This is a genomic window from Mycetocola sp., from assembly GCF_025464835.1.
Classification (GTDB): Bacteria; Actinomycetota; Actinomycetes; order Actinomycetales; family Microbacteriaceae; genus Mycetocola_A.
Window position 1 is genome coordinate 1 of sequence record NZ_JAODMP010000052.1, and the last position, 19,439, is coordinate 19,439.

19 protein-coding genes are annotated in these 19,439 nt (G+C 65.7%); 16 read left to right on the forward strand and 3 right to left on the reverse strand.

From position 1 onward, the window contains the following. The 5 genes from JWP90_RS06480 to JWP90_RS06500 all read left to right on the forward strand — a co-directional run. The coding region (locus tag JWP90_RS06480) for a glycoside hydrolase family 16 protein (protein ID WP_297361342.1) at positions 1–678 on the forward strand (678 nt) is incomplete at its 5' end. A gap of 178 nt (positions 679–856) precedes the next feature. Then, the gene (locus tag JWP90_RS06485; RefSeq protein ID WP_297361345.1) at positions 857–1,213 is read left to right on the forward strand and encodes a YraN family protein; all 357 of its coding nucleotides are present in this window, start codon (positions 857–859) and stop codon (positions 1,211–1,213) included. Continuing rightward, a complete protein-coding gene (locus JWP90_RS06490; RefSeq protein ID WP_297361348.1) occupies positions 1,213–2,742 on the forward strand; it encodes a YifB family Mg chelatase-like AAA ATPase in 1,530 nt (509 codons plus the stop codon). The genes JWP90_RS06485 and JWP90_RS06490 overlap by 1 nt, the downstream gene beginning before the upstream one ends. Continuing rightward, positions 2,742–3,962, forward strand: coding sequence for a DNA-processing protein DprA (gene dprA, locus JWP90_RS06495; protein ID WP_297361351.1), 1,221 nt, complete (start codon positions 2,742–2,744; stop codon positions 3,960–3,962). The genes JWP90_RS06490 and dprA overlap by 1 nt, the downstream gene beginning before the upstream one ends. Positions 3,963–4,118: 156 nt before the next feature. Then, on the forward strand, positions 4,119–5,030 hold the full coding sequence (locus JWP90_RS06500; protein WP_297361354.1) for a tyrosine recombinase: 912 nt from the start codon (positions 4,119–4,121) through the stop codon (positions 5,028–5,030). Positions 5,031–5,109: 79 nt separating this feature from the next. Here JWP90_RS06500 and JWP90_RS06505 read toward each other — a convergent pair whose 3' ends face one another. Further along, a complete protein-coding gene (locus JWP90_RS06505; protein WP_297361358.1) occupies positions 5,110–5,655 on the reverse strand; it encodes a M23 family metallopeptidase in 546 nt (181 codons plus the stop codon). A gap of 304 nt (positions 5,656–5,959) precedes the next feature. On the opposite strand from JWP90_RS06505, the gene rpsB reads away from it, so the two are divergent. The 9 genes from rpsB to JWP90_RS06550 all read left to right on the forward strand — a co-directional run bounded on the left by rpsB (position 5,960) and on the right by JWP90_RS06550 (position 12,744). Continuing rightward, positions 5,960–6,928, forward strand: a complete 969-nt coding sequence (gene rpsB, locus JWP90_RS06510; RefSeq protein ID WP_297361362.1) for a 30S ribosomal protein S2 — start codon at positions 5,960–5,962, stop codon at positions 6,926–6,928. 23 nt (positions 6,929–6,951) lie between these two features. Further along, entirely contained in the window at positions 6,952–7,779 is an 828-nt protein-coding gene (tsf, locus tag JWP90_RS06515) for a translation elongation factor Ts (RefSeq protein ID WP_297361365.1), read from the forward strand. A 101-nt stretch (positions 7,780–7,880) separates the two neighbouring features. Continuing rightward, on the forward strand, positions 7,881–8,606 hold the full coding sequence (gene pyrH, locus JWP90_RS06520; RefSeq protein ID WP_297361449.1) for a UMP kinase: 726 nt from the start codon (positions 7,881–7,883) through the stop codon (positions 8,604–8,606). A 70-nt stretch (positions 8,607–8,676) separates the two neighbouring features. Further along, positions 8,677–9,231, forward strand: coding sequence for a ribosome recycling factor (gene frr / locus JWP90_RS06525; protein ID WP_297361368.1), 555 nt, complete (start codon positions 8,677–8,679; stop codon positions 9,229–9,231). Positions 9,232–9,267: 36 nt separating this feature from the next. After that, positions 9,268–10,269: a phosphatidate cytidylyltransferase gene (locus JWP90_RS06530; protein ID WP_297361371.1), complete on the forward strand. Its 1,002-nt coding sequence runs from the start codon at positions 9,268–9,270 to the stop codon at positions 10,267–10,269. 43 nt (positions 10,270–10,312) lie between these two features. After that, the gene (locus tag JWP90_RS06535) at positions 10,313–10,864 is read left to right on the forward strand and encodes a DivIVA domain-containing protein (RefSeq protein WP_297361374.1); all 552 of its coding nucleotides are present in this window, start codon (positions 10,313–10,315) and stop codon (positions 10,862–10,864) included. Between the two features lie 61 nt (positions 10,865–10,925). Continuing rightward, on the forward strand, positions 10,926–11,627 hold the full coding sequence (locus tag JWP90_RS06540) for a lytic transglycosylase domain-containing protein (protein ID WP_297361451.1): 702 nt from the start codon (positions 10,926–10,928) through the stop codon (positions 11,625–11,627). 87 nt (positions 11,628–11,714) lie between these two features. Next, positions 11,715–12,011 carry a hypothetical protein gene (locus JWP90_RS06545; protein ID WP_297361377.1) on the forward strand — a complete coding sequence of 99 codons (297 nt, stop codon included), beginning with the start codon at positions 11,715–11,717 and terminating at the stop codon, positions 12,009–12,011. A 10-nt stretch (positions 12,012–12,021) separates the two neighbouring features. Beyond that, the gene (locus JWP90_RS06550) at positions 12,022–12,744 is read left to right on the forward strand and encodes an alpha/beta fold hydrolase (RefSeq protein WP_297361381.1); all 723 of its coding nucleotides are present in this window, start codon (positions 12,022–12,024) and stop codon (positions 12,742–12,744) included. Between the two features lie 270 nt (positions 12,745–13,014). On the opposite strand, the gene JWP90_RS06555 is transcribed toward JWP90_RS06550, so the two are convergent. Further along, the gene (locus tag JWP90_RS06555; protein ID WP_297361384.1) at positions 13,015–14,061 is read right to left on the reverse strand and encodes an AI-2E family transporter; all 1,047 of its coding nucleotides are present in this window, start codon (positions 14,059–14,061) and stop codon (positions 13,015–13,017) included. A gap of 201 nt (positions 14,062–14,262) precedes the next feature. On the opposite strand from JWP90_RS06555, the gene JWP90_RS06560 reads away from it, so the two are divergent. Both JWP90_RS06560 and JWP90_RS06565 read left to right on the forward strand, forming a co-directional pair. Further along, entirely contained in the window at positions 14,263–16,101 is a 1,839-nt protein-coding gene (locus tag JWP90_RS06560; protein ID WP_297361387.1) for a hypothetical protein, read from the forward strand. After that, the gene (locus JWP90_RS06565) at positions 16,101–17,060 is read left to right on the forward strand and encodes a tetratricopeptide repeat protein (protein WP_297361390.1); all 960 of its coding nucleotides are present in this window, start codon (positions 16,101–16,103) and stop codon (positions 17,058–17,060) included. The genes JWP90_RS06560 and JWP90_RS06565 overlap by 1 nt, the downstream gene beginning before the upstream one ends. Positions 17,061–17,150: 90 nt before the next feature. Here JWP90_RS06565 and glgB read toward each other — a convergent pair whose 3' ends face one another. Then, positions 17,151–19,364, reverse strand: coding sequence for a 1,4-alpha-glucan branching protein GlgB (gene glgB / locus JWP90_RS06570; protein WP_297361453.1), 2,214 nt, complete (start codon positions 19,362–19,364; stop codon positions 17,151–17,153). Positions 19,365–19,439: the final 75 nt, after the last annotated feature.

Below are 19,439 nucleotides of genomic sequence, written 5' to 3' on the forward strand. Positions count from 1 at the left end.
GGCGACGGAAACAAAGAAGTCGCCTGCTTGGTGGATCGTCCGGAGAACGTCAAGGTATCCGGCGGTCTGTTGACCATCACCGCTCGCAAGGAAGCCGCTCCGATCACCTGCAAGGACAACGACCACCGCTTCCCGGACGGCCGTCTGTACACCTCCGGCATGCTGACCACCAAGAACAAGCTGGACTTCGAGTACGGGCGCTTCGAGATCAGCGCCAAGACGCCGCTCGCTCAGGGCACCTCCAAGGGCCTGTGGCCCGCGTTCTGGCTGCGCCCGAGCGAGGGAGGCATCGGTGAACTCGATATCCTCGAGGCCATCGGAACGGACAAGGATGACGCATACAGCGCCAACCACGCCGTGCAGACGATCCACTACGACTATGTGGGAACGCACTCCAAGCACGGCACCGGCTACAAGCTCCCAGCCGGCACCACCGCTGACCGATTCCACCAGTACGCCGTCGAGTGGGAGCCTGCCTCCATCAAATGGTTCGTCGACGGCGTGATGACATACGAGCGCAACCTGTCGACGACCTCCTGGCTGGACGAGGCCTTCGTCTACAAGTTCTACATGCGGCTGAACATGGCCGTTGGCGGAAGCTGGCCCGGATCGCCCGATGCTGACACCGCGTTCCCCGCGGAGTACCAGGTCGACTACGTGCGGGTTTACCAGCGCTAAATAGCCACCGGTACAGCGTTTCAATCTCAGCCCCTTGGACTCTGTCCAGGGGGTTGAGCTCGTCAGAACGGGTCGCGACCCCTCCACAAGCCCAATAGCGCCGCGCCGTTTTCACAGAATCCCGGGCGTCGGTCTGCGGCGCGAATCCTGCCTCCACCATCGAACGGTGGAGGTCATCATGGAAGGCAAGAACGAACTCGGGCAAAGGGGCGAGGACCTGGCTGCCCGCTTCCTGGAGGACGCCGGGTACCGCCTGATCGAGCGCAACTGGCGGTGCCGGCAAGGCGAGATCGACATCATCGCCTGCATCGCCGACACCCTCGTCTTCGTCGAGGTGAAGACCCGCTCAGGACTTTCATTCGGGCACCCGTTCGAGGCGATCACCGCGACGAAACTCACGCGCCTCCGCGGGCTGGCCGCTGCCTGGTGCGCTGAACACAATCCGCAGGCGACACGGATCCGGCTCGACGCGATCGCCGTGGTCGCCCCGCGGAATGGACTCCCTACGGTCGAGCACCTCCTGGGCGTTTTCTGATGGCTGTCGGCCGCACCTGGTCCGTTGCGCTCAACGGGCTCGAAGGCTCACTGATCGAGGTCGAGGCAGACATCTCGTCACAATTGCCGAGGTTCGTGATCATCGGGCTGGCCGACAAGTCGCTGGGCGAGGCAGAGGGACGGGTGCGGCAGGCGGCCACCAACGCCGGATGCCGTCTGTCCGGGCAGCGAATCACCGTGAACCTGTCGCCGGCGAGCCTGCCGAAGAACGGGTCGGGCTTCGACCTCGCCATCGCCCTCTCGTGCCTGGCCGCTGACGCTGTCGTGTCGAACGAGTCCATCGACGGGGTCGTCCACATCGGTGAGCTCGGCCTCGATGGGCGGCTGCGGCCGACTCCCGGCATTCTGCCTGCGGTCCTCGCCGCCATGAGGTCCGGGCGCAGCACGGTCATGGTCCCGACGGGCAATGAGGATGAAGCGAGACTCGTGCCAGGAATCCGGGTCGTCGGTGTCGCTTCGCTGCGGGAGGCAGCGATCTGGCACGGTGCGGAACTCGCACCGGTTGCTGTCGATCCGATTCTGCAGGCGGACCCAGGCGGGCCGGGCGAAGCCGACCTCGACCTCGCCGATGTCGTCGGTCAGGACGACGCCGTCCAGGCGATGCTCGTCGCGGCCGCCGGCGGACACCACCTGATGATGCTCGGGCCGCCAGGAGCCGGCAAGACGATGCTGGCCGCTCGACTGCCAGGGATCCTGCCGGATCTCACCGTTCCAGAGGCGCTCGACGTCACGTCGATCCGATCCCTCGGCGGGACCAGCATCGGCCGGGCGCTGGCCTTCCGGCCGCCGTTCGAAAACCCCCACCACACGGCGACCACCGCCGCCATCCTCGGAGGTGGCAGCCGGACGATCCGCCCCGGTGCCGCCGCCCGTGCCGCCCACGGTGTGTTGTTCCTCGACGAAGCACCCGAGTTTCAGGCCAGCGTGCTCGACGCGCTCCGCCAGCCCCTCGAGTCCGGAACGATCAGCATCCACCGGGCCAACGCGGTTGCGCATTTCCCTGGACGCTTCCTGCTGGTACTCGCTGCAAATCCGTGCCCATGCGGGCAGTACGGAGCGAAGGAGAACACCTGCGTCTGCCCGCCAAGCGCCATTCGCCGTTATCTCGGCCGCGTGTCCGGTCCGCTGATGGACCGGATCGACATCCAGCTGCGGGTGCGACGGATCACTTCGGCGGAACTTACCGTATCCGGAGAAGGCGAACGGCTGACCAGCGCCGCAGCGAGACAGACAGTCGCCATGGCCCGCCAGCGCACCGCCCAACGACTCGCCGGTACCCCATGGACGACCAACGGACAGGTGCCTGGGCCGTGGCTGCGCAACGGCGACCGCATGCTGCCGAGAGCGGTCACCGCGCCGCTCGACCGTGCGCTTGAACGGGGCGCGATCACGATGCGCGGGTACGACCGGGTACTGCGGGTCGCGTGGACGGTGTCCGACCTGGACGGCACCGACAGACCAGACGCTCAGCAGATCGGCCGGGCGTTGTTCTTGAGGAAGGGGATCTGATGACGTTATTCGGACTGGACAGCGATGAGGTACGTGCCGCCGTCGAGAGGGTCGAGCCGTCGGGGACACCTGGCGACGTCGCCGATGCCTTCGCACGCGCAGCCTGGAGCGGCATCGCGGAACCAGGCGACGGAACCGCCGGTTTCCTCGTGTCAGCGGCGGGAGCATCCGCAGCGCTCACCATGCTCGTGGAGCGCTGGAGCGTCTCACGCATCAGTGCCGCGCTCGGAGCGTCCGGGGGTATGGACGATGTGGAGACGCAGGTCGAGCAGGCGCTAGCTCGCTGGCTGCCGCGGGTCGACTCACGCTTGACGATGCGTTCGCTCGCCCTGGCCGCGGCATGCGGGGCGACGCTTCTCGTACCGGGAAGCGCGCTGTGGCCCGAGCGACTCGAAGAACTCGGCCCCCACGCGCCGCTGGCACTGTGGGTGCGCGGCCGGACGGACGTCCTCCCCGCGACGGCGTACTCGATCGCACTTGTCGGTGCACGCGCTGCGACCGGGTACGGCGAGCATGTAGCCATCGAGGCGGGCAGCGGCCTGGTGGGGCGTGGCTTCGCCATCGTCTCGGGTGCCGCATACGGGATCGACGGAATGGCCCATCGGGCAGCCCTCGCTTCAGAGGGCACCACTGTCGCGTTCCTCGCCGGTGGTGTCGACCGTCCATACCCCAGCGGCCATTCGGCGTTGATCGGGCGGATCATCGAGACGGGCGCCGTGATCTCCGAAGTGCCGTGCGGTGGGGCGCCGTCGAAGTGGAGGTTCCTGCAACGGAACCGGCTGATTGCAGCCGTGAGCGATGCGACGGTGGTGCTCGAGGCGGGCTGGCGCTCCGGCTCGCTCAATACTGCCGGGCACGCGGCGGCGTTGGGGCGCCCGCTCGGTGCCGTCCCTGGACCGATCACGAGCGCGGCATCGGCCGGATGCCATCGGCTGATCCGCGAATACGACGCGGTCTGTGTGACGAGCGTCGACGAGATGGCCGAGCTCGCCGGTGTTGTCGAGTCCGCTACCCAGGCGCCGAGGCTCGGAGAACGCAGCTCGGACGAGGTTCGGGCGCTCGACGCGCTCAGCGTGCGATCGGCGCGATCCGCCGCCGATGTCGCGGTGAGATCGGGACTGCCTGTGGATACCGTCCGGTCTCTTCTCGGATTGATGGAGCTTGACGGGTTCGTCGCTCAACGACCTGACGGCTGGGTCTACCTGCCGAAGTCCCGGTGAACCCTGCCTCCCGCCGGTGGGCAGCAGCGCTCCGACCGCTGTCCCTCACCGGAGGACCGCAGTCCGAGCTTCTCATCGCGGTGTGGCCGGCGTAAGCATCGTGCCTCATGGGTGAGCCTGCGGCCCAACAGCCCGCCGATGCGGGAGTCTGGGGGAGTGAGAATTCCGCCATCCGTCGCTCGTTACATCGACTACGTGTCGGTGGAACGACACTATTCCGAGGCGACCAGCCGGGCGTACGAGTCCGACCTTGCCGCCTTCACATCCTTTGCTGCCGAGCGCGGGGTCGACGACGTCGCCGAGGTCGACCTCGAGCTGTTGCGGGACTGGTTGTGGCATTCCTCACAGGCCGGACTTGGGCACGCCACGATTGCCAGGCGCTCGGCATCGGTCCGGGGCTGGTCGGCCTGGCTCGCCCGCAACGGTGAGATCCCGGTGGATACGGCGGCGAGATTGCGGTCGCCGAAGACGGGCCGTTCGCTCCCGCACATCGTCCAGCGCCCGCAGATGGACGCGCTCCTCGACGGCCTCGCCGAAAAGGCCGCACCGGGAGATCCGGTAGCCCTCCGGGACTCGGCACTGATCGAACTCCTCTACGCGAGTGGTCTGCGCGTCTCCGAACTGTGCGGACTCGACGTCGACGATGTCGACCTCGACCGGCTCACCGTCCGGGTACTCGGCAAGGGATCCAAAGAACGGGTCGTGCCGTTCGGCGTGCCAGCACACTCCGCGCTCGTCGACTACCTCCGCCAGGCTCGCCCTGCTCTGCTGGCCCGAACCCGGACGCCGGTTCACGCTGTCTTCCTCGGAGCACGCGGCGGACGCCTGAACCCGCGCAGCGTATACAACATCGTCAGCAAGCTGCTCGCCGGCATCCCGGGTGGAACAGCAGCCGGGCCACACACCCTGCGTCACACGGCAGCAACGCACCTGCTCGACGGGGGAGCCGACCTCCGTGCGGTGCAGGAACTCCTCGGCCATGCGTCCCTCGGCACCACTCAGATCTACACCCACGTGTCGATGGAGCGGCTCAAGGAGAGCTACCGGACGGCTCACCCGCGAGCGTGATCGGCGCGAGGACACGAGCGCAGCAGCAACCGCCGCGCTCGATCGACGGCATCCGCCGAGTCGGCACGCGCGCGGGCGATCATGACCCCAGCGGCAGCAACACCGACCGTTCTATCAACCCGAGAAGGGCCATCGGGTTGACGTACTCGCCGTGGAGCCGTGCGCCGAAATGCATGCAACGGTCGTCACAGTGACCACCGGATGCCACGACACCCACGATGTCGCCTGCGCGCACCTCCGCTCCCGCAGTCACGGAAGCAGACACAGGCTCCATGCTGGAGACCAGCCCATCGTCGTGCCGCACCGAGAGAACCGGACGGTCGACGACCATGCCGGCGAAACTGACCACGCCGTCCGCGGGGGAGAGGACAGCTCGACCAGGGGCGGCCGTCACATCGACGCCACGGTGACCAGCCGAATACGGCGTCGGGGGAGCCTCGAACGGGCGCGCGAGCTGCTGCGGAGGGGACACAGGCCAGTCCCACGCCGTCGAGGCGGTCGAGGACGCCCGCGCGGTGGGTGCTGGGCGCCCGGCAGCCGGTGCCGGGCCGGCCAACACGAAGCTCACCACCGCGGCGGTCAGGATCGCCGCTGGAACGAGAGGTCTCCGGGGTGAGACGGTCATAATCGAAGAAGTCTGCCCGCCTTGAGAACCCCGCTGCCGATCCGTCACAGGTTGTGGAGAGACTGTCGCCCGGATGCCGCGGTGAGGGACACGGGAAAGTCCCCCGATCCTGTTATGCTGAAGGAAGCATCCCGCGTGTCGGGATGACTACGCGTGCCCATTCGGCTAACACTTCCATTCGGTCCTTGGTTCTTCGGAACAAGGCGGACGTGCGCCGGGCACCAGGAAGAGCGGCCATTCGGCCGCTTCGAACAACCGATCGACGCCTGCCCGGCATGGGCGCGTCAGAACAGGAGAACGGCTCATGGCCGTCGTAACCATCCGCCAGCTGCTCGACAGCGGCGTGCACTTCGGGCACCAGACCCGCCGTTGGAACCCGAAGATGAAGCGCTTCATCTTCACGGAGCGTTCCGGCATCTACATCATCGACCTCCAGCAGTCGCTCGGCTTCATCGACAAGGCGTACGACTTTGTCAAGGAGACCGTCGCCCACGGTGGAACCGTCCTCTTCGTCGGCACGAAGAAGCAGGCTCAGGAAGCGATCGCAGAGCAGGCGACCCGCGTCGGCCAGCCCTACGTGAACCAGCGCTGGCTCGGTGGCCTCCTCACCAACTTCCAGACGGTGTCGAAGCGACTCGCCCGCATGAAGGAGCTCGAAGAGCTCGACTTCGAGGACTCCTCGAAGTCCGGCTTCACCAAGAAAGAGCTTCTCATCAAGAAGCGTGAGCTCGACAAGCTTCACAAGTCGCTCGGCGGAATCCGCAACCTCACCAAGACGCCGTCGGCTCTGTGGGTTGTCGACACCAAGAAGGAGCACCTCGCCATCGACGAGGCGCGCAAGCTCGGTATCCCCGTCATCGGCATCCTCGACACCAACTGCGACCCGGATGAAGTCACCTACCCGATCCCGGGTAACGACGACGCCATCCGCTCAGTCGGCCTGCTCACCCGCATCATCGCGGACGCCGCAGCCGAGGGCCTGATCCAGCGCCACCAGAAGCCTGAAGAGGGTTCCGCCCCCGTCGAGCCGCTCGCGGCCTGGGAAGCCGAGCTCCTCGGTGCCGAGGCCGACAAGGCTGAAGCACCCGCCGAAGCCGCAGAAGCACCGGTCGAGCAGAACGACGCTGACGCTGAGGTTGCCGAGAAGAACGCAGCCAAGGGCGACGAGGCAGCCGTCGAGGTCGCCGCCGTCGAAAGCGACGAGAAGACCGAGGAACGCCTCGAAGCTGAAGCGACCGACGCTGAGAAGCAGCCGGCCGCCGACAACAACTAACCAGAACGAGGAGTGCAATAACTATGGCAAATTTTAATCTTGCTGATGTCAAGGCTCTTCGTGAGCAGCTTGGCACCGGAATGGTCGACACCAAGAACGCCCTCGTCGAAGCCGAAGGCGACCTGGAGAAGGCCACCGAGATCCTGCGCCTCAAGGGTGCGAAAGGCAACGCGAAGCGTGCCGACCGCTCCACGAGCGAAGGCCTCGTCGCCGCCAAGGACAACGGTTCGAACACGACGCTGATCGAACTCGCCTGCGAGACCGACTTCGTCGCGAAGAACGACAAGTTCGTGGCTCTCGCCGACAAGGTGCTCGAGGCTGTTGCAGCCTCAGGCGCGTCATCGGTGGAGGAAGCCCTCGAGGCTCCTGCTGCTGACAAGACCGTCGGCCAGCTCATCGACGACGAAGCAGCGATCCTCGGCGAAAAGGTCGAGCTTCGGCGCGTCGCGCTCGTGTCCGGCGAGAAGTTCGCCACGTACCTGCACAAGACGTCGAAGGACCTGCCCCCGCAGATCGGAGTCGTCGTCAGCTACAGCGGAGACGACGCCGAGACGGCGCGTGCCGTTGCCCAGCACATCGCGATGTTCGACCCGCAGTACCTCACCCGTGAGGACGTGCCGGCTGAGATCGTCGACAAGGAACGCGAAATCGTGACGGAGATCTCGAAGAACGAGGGCAAGCCTGAGGCTGCACTGCCCAAGATCGTCGAAGGTCGCCTGACCGGGTTCTTCAAGCAGGTCGCCCTGCTCGAGCAGGACTACGCTCGCGACAGCAAGGTTCAGGTCAAGAAGGTTCTGGCAGATGCCAAGCTCGACGTGACGGGCTTCGCCCGCTTCAAGGTCGGCGCGTAGGTTCGCCATGGGAGTCCGGATCACATCGTGATCCGGACTCCTTTTTCATGTGCGCGCCCTTCGGTCGGCACACCTAAGTTTTGTCAGTGATCCACGAAAGGATGTCACGGATGCCAACAGGAACGAAGAAGCGCAGGGTCCTGCTCAAGCTGAGTGGAGAGTCCTTCGGGGCCGGCTCGCTCGGCGTGAACCCCGATGTCGTCAGCCAGATCGCGCGAGAGATCGCGGAGGCCGCGGCGACGGTCGAGATCGCCATCGTCGTCGGTGGAGGCAACTTCTTCCGCGGCGCTGAGCTTTCACTTCGCGGAATGGACCGCGGCCGTGCCGACTACATGGGCATGCTGGGGACCGTCATGAACTCCCTCGCGCTCCAGGACTTCCTCGAGCAGGCAGGAGCGGAGACCCGCGTCCAGTCGGCCATCTCCATGACGCAGGTCGCTGAGCCGTACATTCCCCGTCGCGCCGAGCGTCACCTCGAGAAGGGCCGAGTCGTCATCTTCGGTGCCGGTGCAGGACTGCCGTACTTCTCCACCGACACGGTGGCGGCGCAGCGCGCACTCGAGATCGACGCCGACATCGTGCTCCTCGCCAAGAACGGTGTCGACGGTGTCTACACCGCCGATCCGAAGCTCGACTCCAACGCCACCCGGATTGACTCGATCACCTACCAGGAGGCGCTGCAAACCGGTCTCAAGGTCGTCGACTCCACAGCGTTCAGTCTGTGCATGGACAACTCCATGCCGATGCAGGTATTCGGCATGGCGCCGGCGGGGAACGTGACCAAAGCGATCCTCGGAGCACGCATCGGAACCCTCGTCAGCAATTGAGCTGAGACGAGCCCACCGCACCGGCCCTCTAGAATGGGTGCGGTACAACACGCAATAAAAAGGAGTCGCTGTGATCGCGGATGTTTTGACTGACGCTGGAACCCGGATGGACAAGGCTGTCGATGTGGCCAAGGAAGACTTCGCCACTGTGCGCACCGGCCGTGCGAACCCCCAGATGTTCCAGAAGATCCTGGTGAACTACTACGGCACTCCGACGCCGCTGGAGCAGCTGGCTTCCCTCCAGAACAATGAAGCCCGCACCATCATCGTCACCCCGTACGACAAGACCGCCCTCAAGGACATCGAGCAGGCGATCCGCGACACCCCGAACCTGGGCGCGAACCCGACGAACGACGGAACCATCGTGCGGGTCACCCTGCCCGAGCTCACCGCCGAACGTCGCAAGGAATACGTCAAAATCGTCCGCAACAAGGGCGAGGACGCGAAGGTGAGCGTCCGCAACATCCGCCGCAAGGCCAAGGACGACCTCGACGCGCTGAAGAGCGAAGTCGGAGACGACGACGTCGCCAGGGGCGAGAAGGAGCTCGAGCAGCTCACCAAGACCCACATCGACGCGATCGACGACGCCCTGAAGCGTAAAGAGTCAGAGCTTCTCGAGATTTAGGGCCGACCGCTGTGATCCGAAGGAACGGGTGCACCAGTGCCTGACGCTGACGACGGCAACGCTCCGCGCCGGCCGAGGCCGAAGCGCGGCTCTCGCGACGACATCTCAGCGCAGCTGAGATCGCGACGTGCCGACATCGAGCGACAGGTCCGCGCGACCCGCGCTTCGATCGATGAAGCGAATTCGCGGATCGAGGCTCGCGCCGGGCGCAACCTCTTTCTCGCAACGCTCATCGGGCTCGGCCTGGGACTTGCGATGCTCTTCAGCCTCATCGTGGTGAAAGAACTCTTCGTCCTCTTCGGTGCCGCCATCGTCGCGTTCACCGTGTTCGAACTGGCCCAGGCCTTCCGGCGCGCGGGCCGCGCGATCGATGTCTGGCCTGCGGTGATCGGTAGCGTCGCCATCGTCGTGTGCGGGTACTTCTTCGACCCGGCGTCACGCTGGGCGATGCTCGTCGGCGTGATCGTCTTCATCATCGCCTGGCGGCTCGTCGCCCAGATGGCGCATCCGACCCCCCGCAGCACTCTCGATGTGCTCCGCGACCTCTCCGCAGCGGTGTTCGTCCAGGTCTACGTGTCGTTCCTCGGGAGTTTCGCCGTCGTCCTGGTCCGCCAGCCCGAAGGCCAGTGGTGGGCGCTGGCGTTCCTCATCATCGTGATCGCCGTCGATATCGGTGCGTACGCAAGCGGGCTCAACTTCGGCAAACACCCGATGGCCCCGCTGATCAGCCCGAAGAAAACCTGGGAAGGCTTCGCGGGAGCCGCTGCCGCCGCCGTGATCGCCGGCATCCTGCTGGCGATGTTCATGCTGAACAGCCCGTGGTGGGTCGGTCTGATCCTCGGGCTGGCGCTTCTCGGCACAGCGACGATGGGTGACCTCACCGAGTCGCTGATCAAACGCGACCTCGGGATCAAAGACATGAGCTCCTGGCTCCCGGGCCACGGCGGGTTCCTCGACCGTCTTGACTCGATTCTGCCTTCCGCACCGGTCGCGTTCGCGCTGTACCTGCTTTTCAGCAACGCCCCCGTCGTCGGATGACGTCGGGACGTCGCACGCGCAACGAGGCTGAAAGGACGAGTTGGTGACGAACACATTCCCCACCGCACGGGGCCGAGCCCGTGGGTATGCGCGGGACGAGGTCGACGCCTTTCTGCAGTCGGCGCGGAGAGCCTACGACGTGGACGACAGCGAGACACCGACGCTGACGTCCGCTGAGATCCGCAGGACCTCCTTCGCCCTGGCGCGCGGCGGGTACGCCACCGGGCCGGTGGACGCCGCCCTCGAGCGACTCGAGGATGCCTTCGCCCTGCGGGAACGCGAGCGCGCGTTGACGGAGACCGGCAAACGGGAGTGGCTGACCTCGGCACGGGAGACCGCCCAGGTCATCCTCAACCGACTCGCCAGGCCGGCGGGACACAAGTTTTCCCGCGCTGGGTTCCTCGCGCAGGGCTACCGGACCGACGATGTCGACGCTTTCTCGAAACAACTCGTCGCCTACTTCGAGAGGGGAACACCGCTGAGCGCAGACGCCGTGAGAACGGCGGTATTCCGGGCGCAGAGGGGTGGCTACGTCGAGTCCCAGGTCGACCTTCTGCTTGACGCCGTAACCGAGGTCATGCTCGCCGTTCGGTGAGATCCGGGCTCGGCTGCTCGCTAATATTCCCGTTCTGAGCTAAAATCGACGCATCGTGGGTATATATGTAGCGCAGGCCGAGTCCTCTGTACCAGCTCCGAAGGCCAGAAGGGCCTTTGAGAGACCCCGATCGCGGAGCCCGATCACCCTCTTCATCTTCGCCTTCACCGCAGCCGTCGGCGTCGTCGCGGTGAACGTCGTGGATCCCTATTCCGGCGCGACGGCATCCCCGTATTTCCAGACCGCCGAGCGCTACGACGGAAAGGCCACGCAGAAACTCGCCGTCGCCGGAGCCTACGAAACCTCCTTCACCCGCGACGGTTACACCGTGATTGCGCCGCCGCCACCTCCGCCACCCCCGCCCGTGCCCGTCGTTGAGCCCAAGAAGGCCACAGAGGCCAAGAAGGCTACTGAGGCCAAGAAGAGCACGAGCGCTCCGTTGCCCGTTGTCAAGGCCGATCCGGGTTCAGCCCAGGCCATCGCTCACGGCATGGTGCTCTCTCGCGGATGGGGAGAAGACCAGTTCTCCTGCCTCGTCTCCTTGTGGAACAAGGAATCCGGCTGGCGCGTGAACGCATCCAACTCGTCCAGCGGAGCCTACGGCATCCCTCAGGCGCTACCCGGCAGCAAGATGGGCAGCGCAGGAAGCGATTGGGCAACCAATCCCGCCACACAGATCACCTGGGGACTCGGGTACATCAGTGGTCGGTACGGCACCCCCTGTGGGGCGTGGAGCCACTCCAAGGCGAAGAACTGGTACTAAGCCCGCCAGCTGACGGTGGAGCGGGCGTGCCGCGCCTGTGCTGCCGTATGCCAGGAGCCCTGGCGGTTTCTTACCTAGGATGAAACCATGCCCCGAAGCAACCGCCCCCGCGGCGCCAAGCCCGCCAGGGACGACGACGGCGACGACCTGTCGCGTCTCATGAGCGGTTGGAAGCGGACCGAGACCAGGCGTGGTGCCGAGTGGAACGTCCAGCCGGTGAGTGCAGCGAAAGCGGTGAAGGAGTACCTCTGCCCGGCCTGCGCACTCCCCGTTAGCCGTGGCACGGCTCATCTCGTGGTCTGGCGTGCAGACGGGGTGCTCGGCGACGCTGCGGACCTCGCGTCCCGCAGGCACTGGCACACCCACTGCTGGCGAATCGGTTAGAAAGGATGCCATGACCCTGGAAATCCGCGGTGGGATCGAACTCCCGGCAACCCGCGAAGACATCGAACTGACCACGGCCGATGGGCTCACGCTTGTCGGTGAGCTCGCCACCCCTCAGGACCGGAATCCCGTCGCCACGCTCGTGACGCTGCATCCTCTGCCGATTGCCGGTGGGTTCATGGACTCCCACATCCTCCGCAAGGCTGCTGGACGGCTTCCTGCGCTGGCGGACGTCGCGGTGCTGCGGTTCAACACTCGGGGGACATCATCGCCGCGAGGAACCAGCGACGGTGCGTTCGGGGATGGGATCACTGAGGAGCATGATCTCGATGCCGCCATGGCTTTCGTCGCCGAACGCGGACTGCCCCAGCCCTGGCTCGTCGGCTGGTCGTTCGGCACAGAGCTGGTCCTCAAATACGGGCGCTCACACCCGATCGCCGGCGCCGTTCTTCTGTCGCCGCCGCTGCACCGGGCACAACCAGACGACGTTGCCGCGTGGAACGGGCATGACCGCCCCCTCATCGCCCTCATTCCTGAGTTCGACGACTACCTGCGACCGGAGGAGGCCGCAGAGCGGTTCTCCAGCGTGCCAGGCATGACTCTTATCCCGGTCGAGGGCGGTAAACACCTCTGGGTGGGCGAAAACCAGACCCGCCGCGTGCTTGAGGAAATCGTGCGGGCGGTCAACCCTGCCGCTCTTCCGCTGCCGACTGAATGGCCGACGGAGGACTAGGGTTCGCGCCTAGGCTTCGCTTCCGGCGGCTTCGATTACGGCGGCTTCGATTTCGATACGGGGCTGCAACGCTCCGCGTCGCGGCCCCGTCGATTTCGATATGGGGCTGCAACGCTCCGCGTCGCGGCCCCTACTCAATCTGCGATTCGACAAGCGTTCCGAATCGCACAATCTGCGATTCGACAAGCGTTCCGAATCGCACAATCTGCGATTCGACAAGCGTTCCGAATCGCACAATCTTCCGTCCGGCAAGCCTGCCGAACGGAAGAGTCACAGCTCGTTGGCGCGGGGGATCACGACCTGCTTGATGATGAGCAGGATCGATGCTGCGGTCGGGATCGCTATCAGCGCGCCAAGCAGTCCCATCAGCGAGCCGCCCGCCAGGGCAGCGATCACAACCAGCGCGCCAGGAACGGCGACCGCGCGACGCATGACGTTCGGGCTGATCACATACGCCTCGATCTGCATGTAGATGAGGTAGTAGATGCCGGCGAAAAGCGCGGTGACAGGGGAGCCAAGGCCCGGGATCAGACAGACCAGCGTGATGATGATGGACCCGGTCAGCGTTCCGACCAGCGGGATCATCGAGAAGAAGAACGCGATACAGGCGAGCACCGGCGGGAACGGTGCGTCGATGATCGAGAGGAAGATGAACGACAGGATGCCGTTGCATGCCGCTGTGCCGACCTGGCCGATGACGTAGCGTCCGACGGAATCCGTGATCTGCTCGGCGAGGTCAGCGAAACGTTCCCGTTTCGTGGCGGGCACCAGCTGGTACAGACCACGCTTGATGGCGCCGAGCGAAGCGGTGAAGTAGATCGTCAGGATGAGGATGATCAGCGCGCCGAAGAGCGCCGAGCCGATAGCGAAAGCCACCTGGATGGCGCCTGAGCCGATATTCGTGATGTTGTCGGTCAGGAAGGTCCCAGCATCCGCGATGATCGAGCGAACGTCGAGGCCGGGGAACTGGTCGGAGAGGACATCGACCAGCGGGTACTCCTGGAACTGGGCTTGCAGGACGGGGATCAGCCGGATCAGTTCAGAGACCTGATCGATGATGATCGGAACGACCATCCAGACCAGACCGGCGAACAGGGCGAGGACACCGATGATCACCACGAGAAGCGCCGCCCAACGGGGGAACTGCTTCTTCTCCAGCCAGGAAACCAACGGGTCAAGACCGAGCGAGATGAAGATGGCCGCACCGATGTAGCTGAGGATCGTCTGGAGCGTCACCACCGAAAGAATGATCAGCAAACCCAGTCCGACGCCGAGTGTGCCGATGAGGCCGACACGGAACGGGTTCGAAATCTTCACTGCTGTCCCTCCAACGGCGCACGTCAGATCATCGTACTGTTCGGTGGGGAAGACGCCGCATCGGAGCGCATCCGCTACCGTGTTAAGCGCCCTCTCAGGCATTTCGACTACTGTGAAACGTCTGTCCTGTTGCGACCGGCCCGGATTTCCGAGCAAATCCGGGTGCACCGCCCCTGCGGTCGCGGCCCCGAAGGAGATGTAGTGCGCTTCGTTCTCGCGATATTGGCGTTTGTGGTCGCCGCGGCCATGATCGTGCTGGGCATCGCCCAACACACGATCTTTCTCGGCCCGTCCACCTACGCCGTCGACACGACGGTCAAGGGTGACCTGCCGTACACCGTCATCAGCGGGGAGGAACTCACGGAACAACCCGGTCAGCAGTCGCTGACGGTCTCGGGCTCCGATGACGTCTTTCTCGCCTACGGGCGCACGGCGGACGTCCTGGCGTGGCTGGGTGATTCGCCGTACAACACGCTGACGGTCGACACCGAGAACGACAGCCTGAGAGCATCCGTCGTCACCCCCGAGCCGGCGAAGAGCGACGAGGTCACCCCAGAGGCAGATGCCGAATCGCCGGCAGAGGAAGACCAGGCGGCACTCGATGCACGTGCTGATCCCGCCGGCTCAGACCTCTGGCTTGCTGAGTACTCCGAAGAGGGTGCTCTGGTCCAGACGATCAACGTTCCCGAAGACGTCAGCGTCATCCTCGCCTCGAACGGGACAGATCCCGCGCCAAACCGTGTTGAAGTGTCGTGGCCGCTGGACAACGCGACGCCGTGGGCCGGCCCGCTGATCGTTGGAGGAATCCTGCTTCTGCTGATCGGGCTGGTGCTCTACCTCCTCGGCATCCAGAACATGCGTCGGTCACGCGGCCCACGTCGCAAGAGCGTCTCCGCCGGTCCCGCAATGGAGAAGATGCCGAAGGTGCCGAAACCGTCCCGTTACAAGTCAGACAAGCAGCACGGAAGCGCGCCCAAGCGCAAGCGCTCGATCCGCAAGTCGATGGTCGCGATCGTTCCGCTCACGCTGGTTTCCGCGCTCGCGCTGACCGGATGCTCCGCCAGTTCCTGGCCCGACTTCTCCGGCACCGGCCAGGTGACCCCGACGCCGACGCCGACTGACATCCTCCCCGAGATGGAGCAGCCGAAGCCCGCCGTGTCGTCGCCGCAACTCGAGCGGATCGTCACCCGGATCTCCGGTGTCGCGCTCGATGCGGATGCCGCACGCGACGCGACGCTCGCCGCGACCCGGTTCACCGGTCCGGCACTCGATGAGCGAGCCGCGAACTACGCGATCCGCGAGAAACTCCCCGATTATGCGCAGCCGACTCCGATTCCGGCATCCGCTGGCGGGCTCACGTTGCCCGAGGCGACCGAGACCTGGCCACGAACGGTGCTGACCGTGGTGAGTGACGAAACGGACGCCTCCGTCGCCCCGACCGCGCTCGTCCTCGTGCAAGAGGACCCCCGCTCCAACTACCTCGTTCAGTCCGCCGTGCGGCTCGAACCCGACGCTCAGATCCCTGATGTCGCCCCGGCGACGATCGGAGCGGCGCGGCTCCCACCGGAGTCGACGTTCCAGATCCTCCAGCCGAACCAGCTCGCTGAAGCCTATGCAGACGTCATCACCAACGGTGACCAGAGCGCGCACTTCGACCTGTTCGACCCTGAGGGCGACTCGCTGCGAACCGCGATCGCGGCCGACCGGCAGGCGAAGAAGGCCGAACTCCCGACAACGGCCACGATCGAGTTCTCCGCAGCTGCAGGCGCGGACGCTCCTGTCGCACTGGCGACCAACGAGTCGGGTGCCATCGTCGCGGTCGACATCGTCGAGAACGAGGTCGTCAAGCCGGTCGACACCGGTGCAAAGATCGAACCCGCTGGCGCCATTTCGGCGTTGAGCGGCGTGACAGAAACGGAGAAGGGTGTGCAGTCGACCTACACGGACCAGTTGTTGTTCTACGTACCGCCTGCGGGAAGTTCGGACACCATCCGACTGCTCGGGTTCAGCCAGGCCCTGACCAAGGCGGTTCAACTGTGATGAGCGCGAGCCAGCCTGCCGCCGAACACCTCCGCGGCGCCATCGACCTGTCCAGCCTGGTGAACCGGGGGACCGCACCTGGCGCCCCGGGTGCCGGCGCGCCCGCTGCTCCCGGCGGCCCCGGGGTGGCCCCAGCCCAGGGCGGCACCGTCGAGGTTCCCAGCCTCGTGCTCGAGGGGTCTGACGCGAACTTCAGCCAGTTCCTCGACCTGTCGATGCAGGTCCCCGTCCTCGTCGACCTCTTCGCCGGTACGCCGACGAAGGGGCTCAGCCAGATCGTGGAGAGCTACGGCGGGCGTCTCCTGCTCGTGACGGTGGATGTCACCGTCAACGTGCAGCTTCGGCAGGCCTTCCAGGTGCAGTCCGTGCCCGCTGCGGTAGCCCTCGTCGGCGGCAGGCCCCTTCAGCTGTTCGCCGGAGCCCTCCCTGAGGACCAGGTACGCCAGGTTCTCGAACAGGTCCTCCAGGCCGCCGCACAGAGCGGCATCACCGGTTCGGCATCCGCCTCAGCCGCTGCCGAGGACGCTGAACCCGTGGAACCGCCGCTGCCCCCGTTGCACGCTGAAGCGTACGAGGCGATCGAGCAGGGCGATTACCCGCGAGCGATCACCGCGTACGAGACCGCTATCGCTCAGAACCCCACAGACAAGATGGCCGTTGCGGGGCTTGCACAGGTGAGCCTGCTGCACCGGCTCCGGGGAAAGACGATCGATCAGATCCGGGCGGCGGCAGCGGCGAACCCTGACGACCTGAACGCGCAGCTCGACGTCGCAGACCTCGATCTTTCAGGCGGACACGTCGAGGATGCGTTCGATCGCCTCCTGACAAGGTTTGAAACCGCGGATGCCGACGACCGCAACACGATCCGCACCCGCCTCCTCGAGCTGTTCGAAGTGGCTGGCCTCGATGACCCACGTGTCATGCGCGCTCGGGCCCGGCTGACGAACCTGCTCTTCTAGAGGCGAGCAACGAAATCACCCGTCCCGGACGGATTCACCTGGCGATTCAGGTGTTTCGGTCCGGGACGGGTGATTTCGCGTTTACCGCCGTCAGCGGCGGCGGAGCCAGAGACCACCGAGCGGTGGCAGGGTCAGCTGAGCGGATGCCGGCCGGCCCGCCCACGGCTGGTCGACGGCGACGACGGTTCCGAAGTTGCCGACGCCGGAGCCACCGAACTCGGCGGCATCCGTGTTGAGGATCTCTTCCCAGTCCCCCGATGCCGGCAGCCCCACCCGGTACGGCCCGACCGGCGCGCCCGAGAAGTTGAAGAGCGCGATGATCTCGTTGCCGTCGTGGTCGCGGCGCAGGAACGAGACGACGCTGTGCGCCGCGTCTCCGCCGTCGATGAGCTCGAACCCGCCGGGGTCGTTGTCACGGGCCCAGAGCGCGGCGTTCTCGCCGTACAGGTTGTTGAGTTGACCGACAAGGCTGAACAGTCCCTGGTGGCTCGGCTGGTCCAGGATCCACCAGTCGAGGCCGCGGGCCTCAGACCATTCGGACGGCTGGCCGAACTCCTGCCCCATAAACAGCAGCTGTTTGCCCGGGTGAGCCCACATGAATGCGAGAAAGAGCCGCAGATTCGCGAGCTTCTGCCAGTGGTCGCCTGGCATTCGGGAGAGCAGTGAGCCTTTGCCGTGCACGACCTCGTCGTGGCTGATCGGCAGCAGGAAGTTCTCGCTGAACGCGTAGACGAAGCTGAACGTGAGTTCACCGTGGTGGTATGAGCGGTACATCGGGTCGTGCTTGATGTACTGCAGCGAGTCGTGCATCCAGCCCATGTTCCACTTGATGCCGAACCCGAGCCCCCCGCCGGAGGTCGGCGCGGTGACGCCGGGCCAGCTCGTGGATTCCTCGGCGATCATCACGACGCCGGGGTTGCGCTTGTACGCGGTGGCGTTGGCCTCCTGCAGCAGGCTGATCGCCTCGAGGTTCTCCCGGCCGCCGTGCACGTTCGGGTACCACTCGCCCTCTTCGCGGGAATAGTCGAGATAGAGCATCGAGGCGACGGCGTCGACCCGCAGGCCGTCCACGTGGAACTCCTCGAGCCAGTACAGCGCGTTCGCGACGAGGAAGTTCCGCACCTGGCTGTTGCCGAAATCGAAGATGTATGTGCCCCAGTCCTTGTGCTCACCACGGCGAGGATCTGGATGCTCGTAGAGCGCCTGCCCGTCGAAACGGGCGAGTGCCCACTCGTCGGTGGCGAAGTGGCCGGGGACCCAGTCCATGAGCACGCCGATGCCGGCCTGGTGCAGGCGGTCGATCAGGTACTTGAGGTCGTCAGGGTGCCCGAAACGGCTGGTCGGTGCGAAGTACCCGGTGATCTGGTAGCCCCACGAACCGCCGTACGGATGTTCCGCCAGCGGCATGAACTCCACGTGCGTGAAGTTGAGCGCCCGAAGGTATTCGATGAGCGGGTCGGCGATGTCACGGTAGCCGAGCCCCGGCCGCCACGATCCGAGGTGCATCTCGTAGATGCTCATCGGCCCGTCGTGCGGGTTCGTCGCAGCGCGATGTTCCATCCACGCGGCATCCGCCCACTCGTGGCTGGAGGTTCCGACAACGGAGGCCGTCAGCGGTGGCGTCTCGGTGAACCGGGCCATCGGGTCTGCACGTGTCACCCAGGTTCCGTCCGCCCCGAGCAGCTCGAACTTGTAGAGCGTCCCCGCTTCGAGCCCGGGAACGAAGAGCTCCCAGACGCCGGTCGGGCCCATGTTACGGAGGGCGTGGAGTCGGCCGTCCCAGCCGTTGAACTCTCCGAGCACCCGTACCGCTTGCGCGTGGGGTGCCCAGACGGTGAAGGAAGTGCCGGCGACGGGGGCGCCGCCCGCTGAGTGCTCGACGAGATGGGCGCCGAGAGCTTCCCAGAGTTCTTCGTGCCTGCCTTCACCGATGAGGTGGAGGTCGAGTTCCCCGATCGTCGGGCTGAACCGGTATGGGTCGTCTGTGCTCCACACCACTCCGTCGCCGTAGTCGGCCTCCACGGAGTAGTCCGGGAAGGCGGAGGAGTGCTCACCCTGCCAGATGCCGTTGTACAGGTGGCTGAGTTCGACTCTCTCGCCGCCTGCCAGGACGGCGGTGACGCTCTCGGCAAGTGGCCGCAATGTTCGCAGGATGGTGTTGTTCCCGACCGGGTGCTGCCCCAGCACGGAGTGCGGGTCGTGGTACGACCCGGTGGAGACCGCGCCGAGGACATGCTCCGACAGCTCGGGTGCGCTCAGGGTGGCTTCGGCGGCGATCGCCGACGGCGAAGGCGCTGCCGGCATCGACGGAGAAGCCGAGGGTGCTGATGACGTTGGCGGAGTCTTGGCAGCGGGCGCTGACGCTCCCGCTGCGGGCTT

Bases quoted from the DNA above. Each gene is read 5' to 3' on its own strand.
- JWP90_RS06485 (WP_297361345.1), top strand. From the start codon at position 857: ATGGAAGGCAAGAACGAACTCGGGCAAAGGGGCGAGGACCTGGCTGCC.
- JWP90_RS06490 (WP_297361348.1), top strand. From the start codon at position 1,213: ATGGCTGTCGGCCGCACCTGGTCCGTTGCGCTCAACGGGCTCGAAGGC.
- dprA (WP_297361351.1), top strand. From the start codon at position 2,742: ATGACGTTATTCGGACTGGACAGCGATGAGGTACGTGCCGCCGTCGAG.
- JWP90_RS06505 (WP_297361358.1), bottom strand. From the start codon at position 5,655: ATGACCGTCTCACCCCGGAGACCTCTCGTTCCAGCGGCGATCCTGACC.
- rpsB (WP_297361362.1), top strand. From the start codon at position 5,960: ATGGCCGTCGTAACCATCCGCCAGCTGCTCGACAGCGGCGTGCACTTC.
- tsf (WP_297361365.1), top strand. From the start codon at position 6,952: ATGGCAAATTTTAATCTTGCTGATGTCAAGGCTCTTCGTGAGCAGCTT.
- pyrH (WP_297361449.1), top strand. From the start codon at position 7,881: ATGTCACGGATGCCAACAGGAACGAAGAAGCGCAGGGTCCTGCTCAAG.
- JWP90_RS06545 (WP_297361377.1), top strand. From the start codon at position 11,715: ATGCCCCGAAGCAACCGCCCCCGCGGCGCCAAGCCCGCCAGGGACGAC.
- JWP90_RS06550 (WP_297361381.1), top strand. From the start codon at position 12,022: ATGACCCTGGAAATCCGCGGTGGGATCGAACTCCCGGCAACCCGCGAA.
- JWP90_RS06565 (WP_297361390.1), top strand. From the start codon at position 16,101: ATGAGCGCGAGCCAGCCTGCCGCCGAACACCTCCGCGGCGCCATCGAC.
- glgB (WP_297361453.1), bottom strand. From the start codon at position 19,364: ATGCCGGCAGCGCCTTCGCCGTCGGCGATCGCCGCCGAAGCCACCCTG.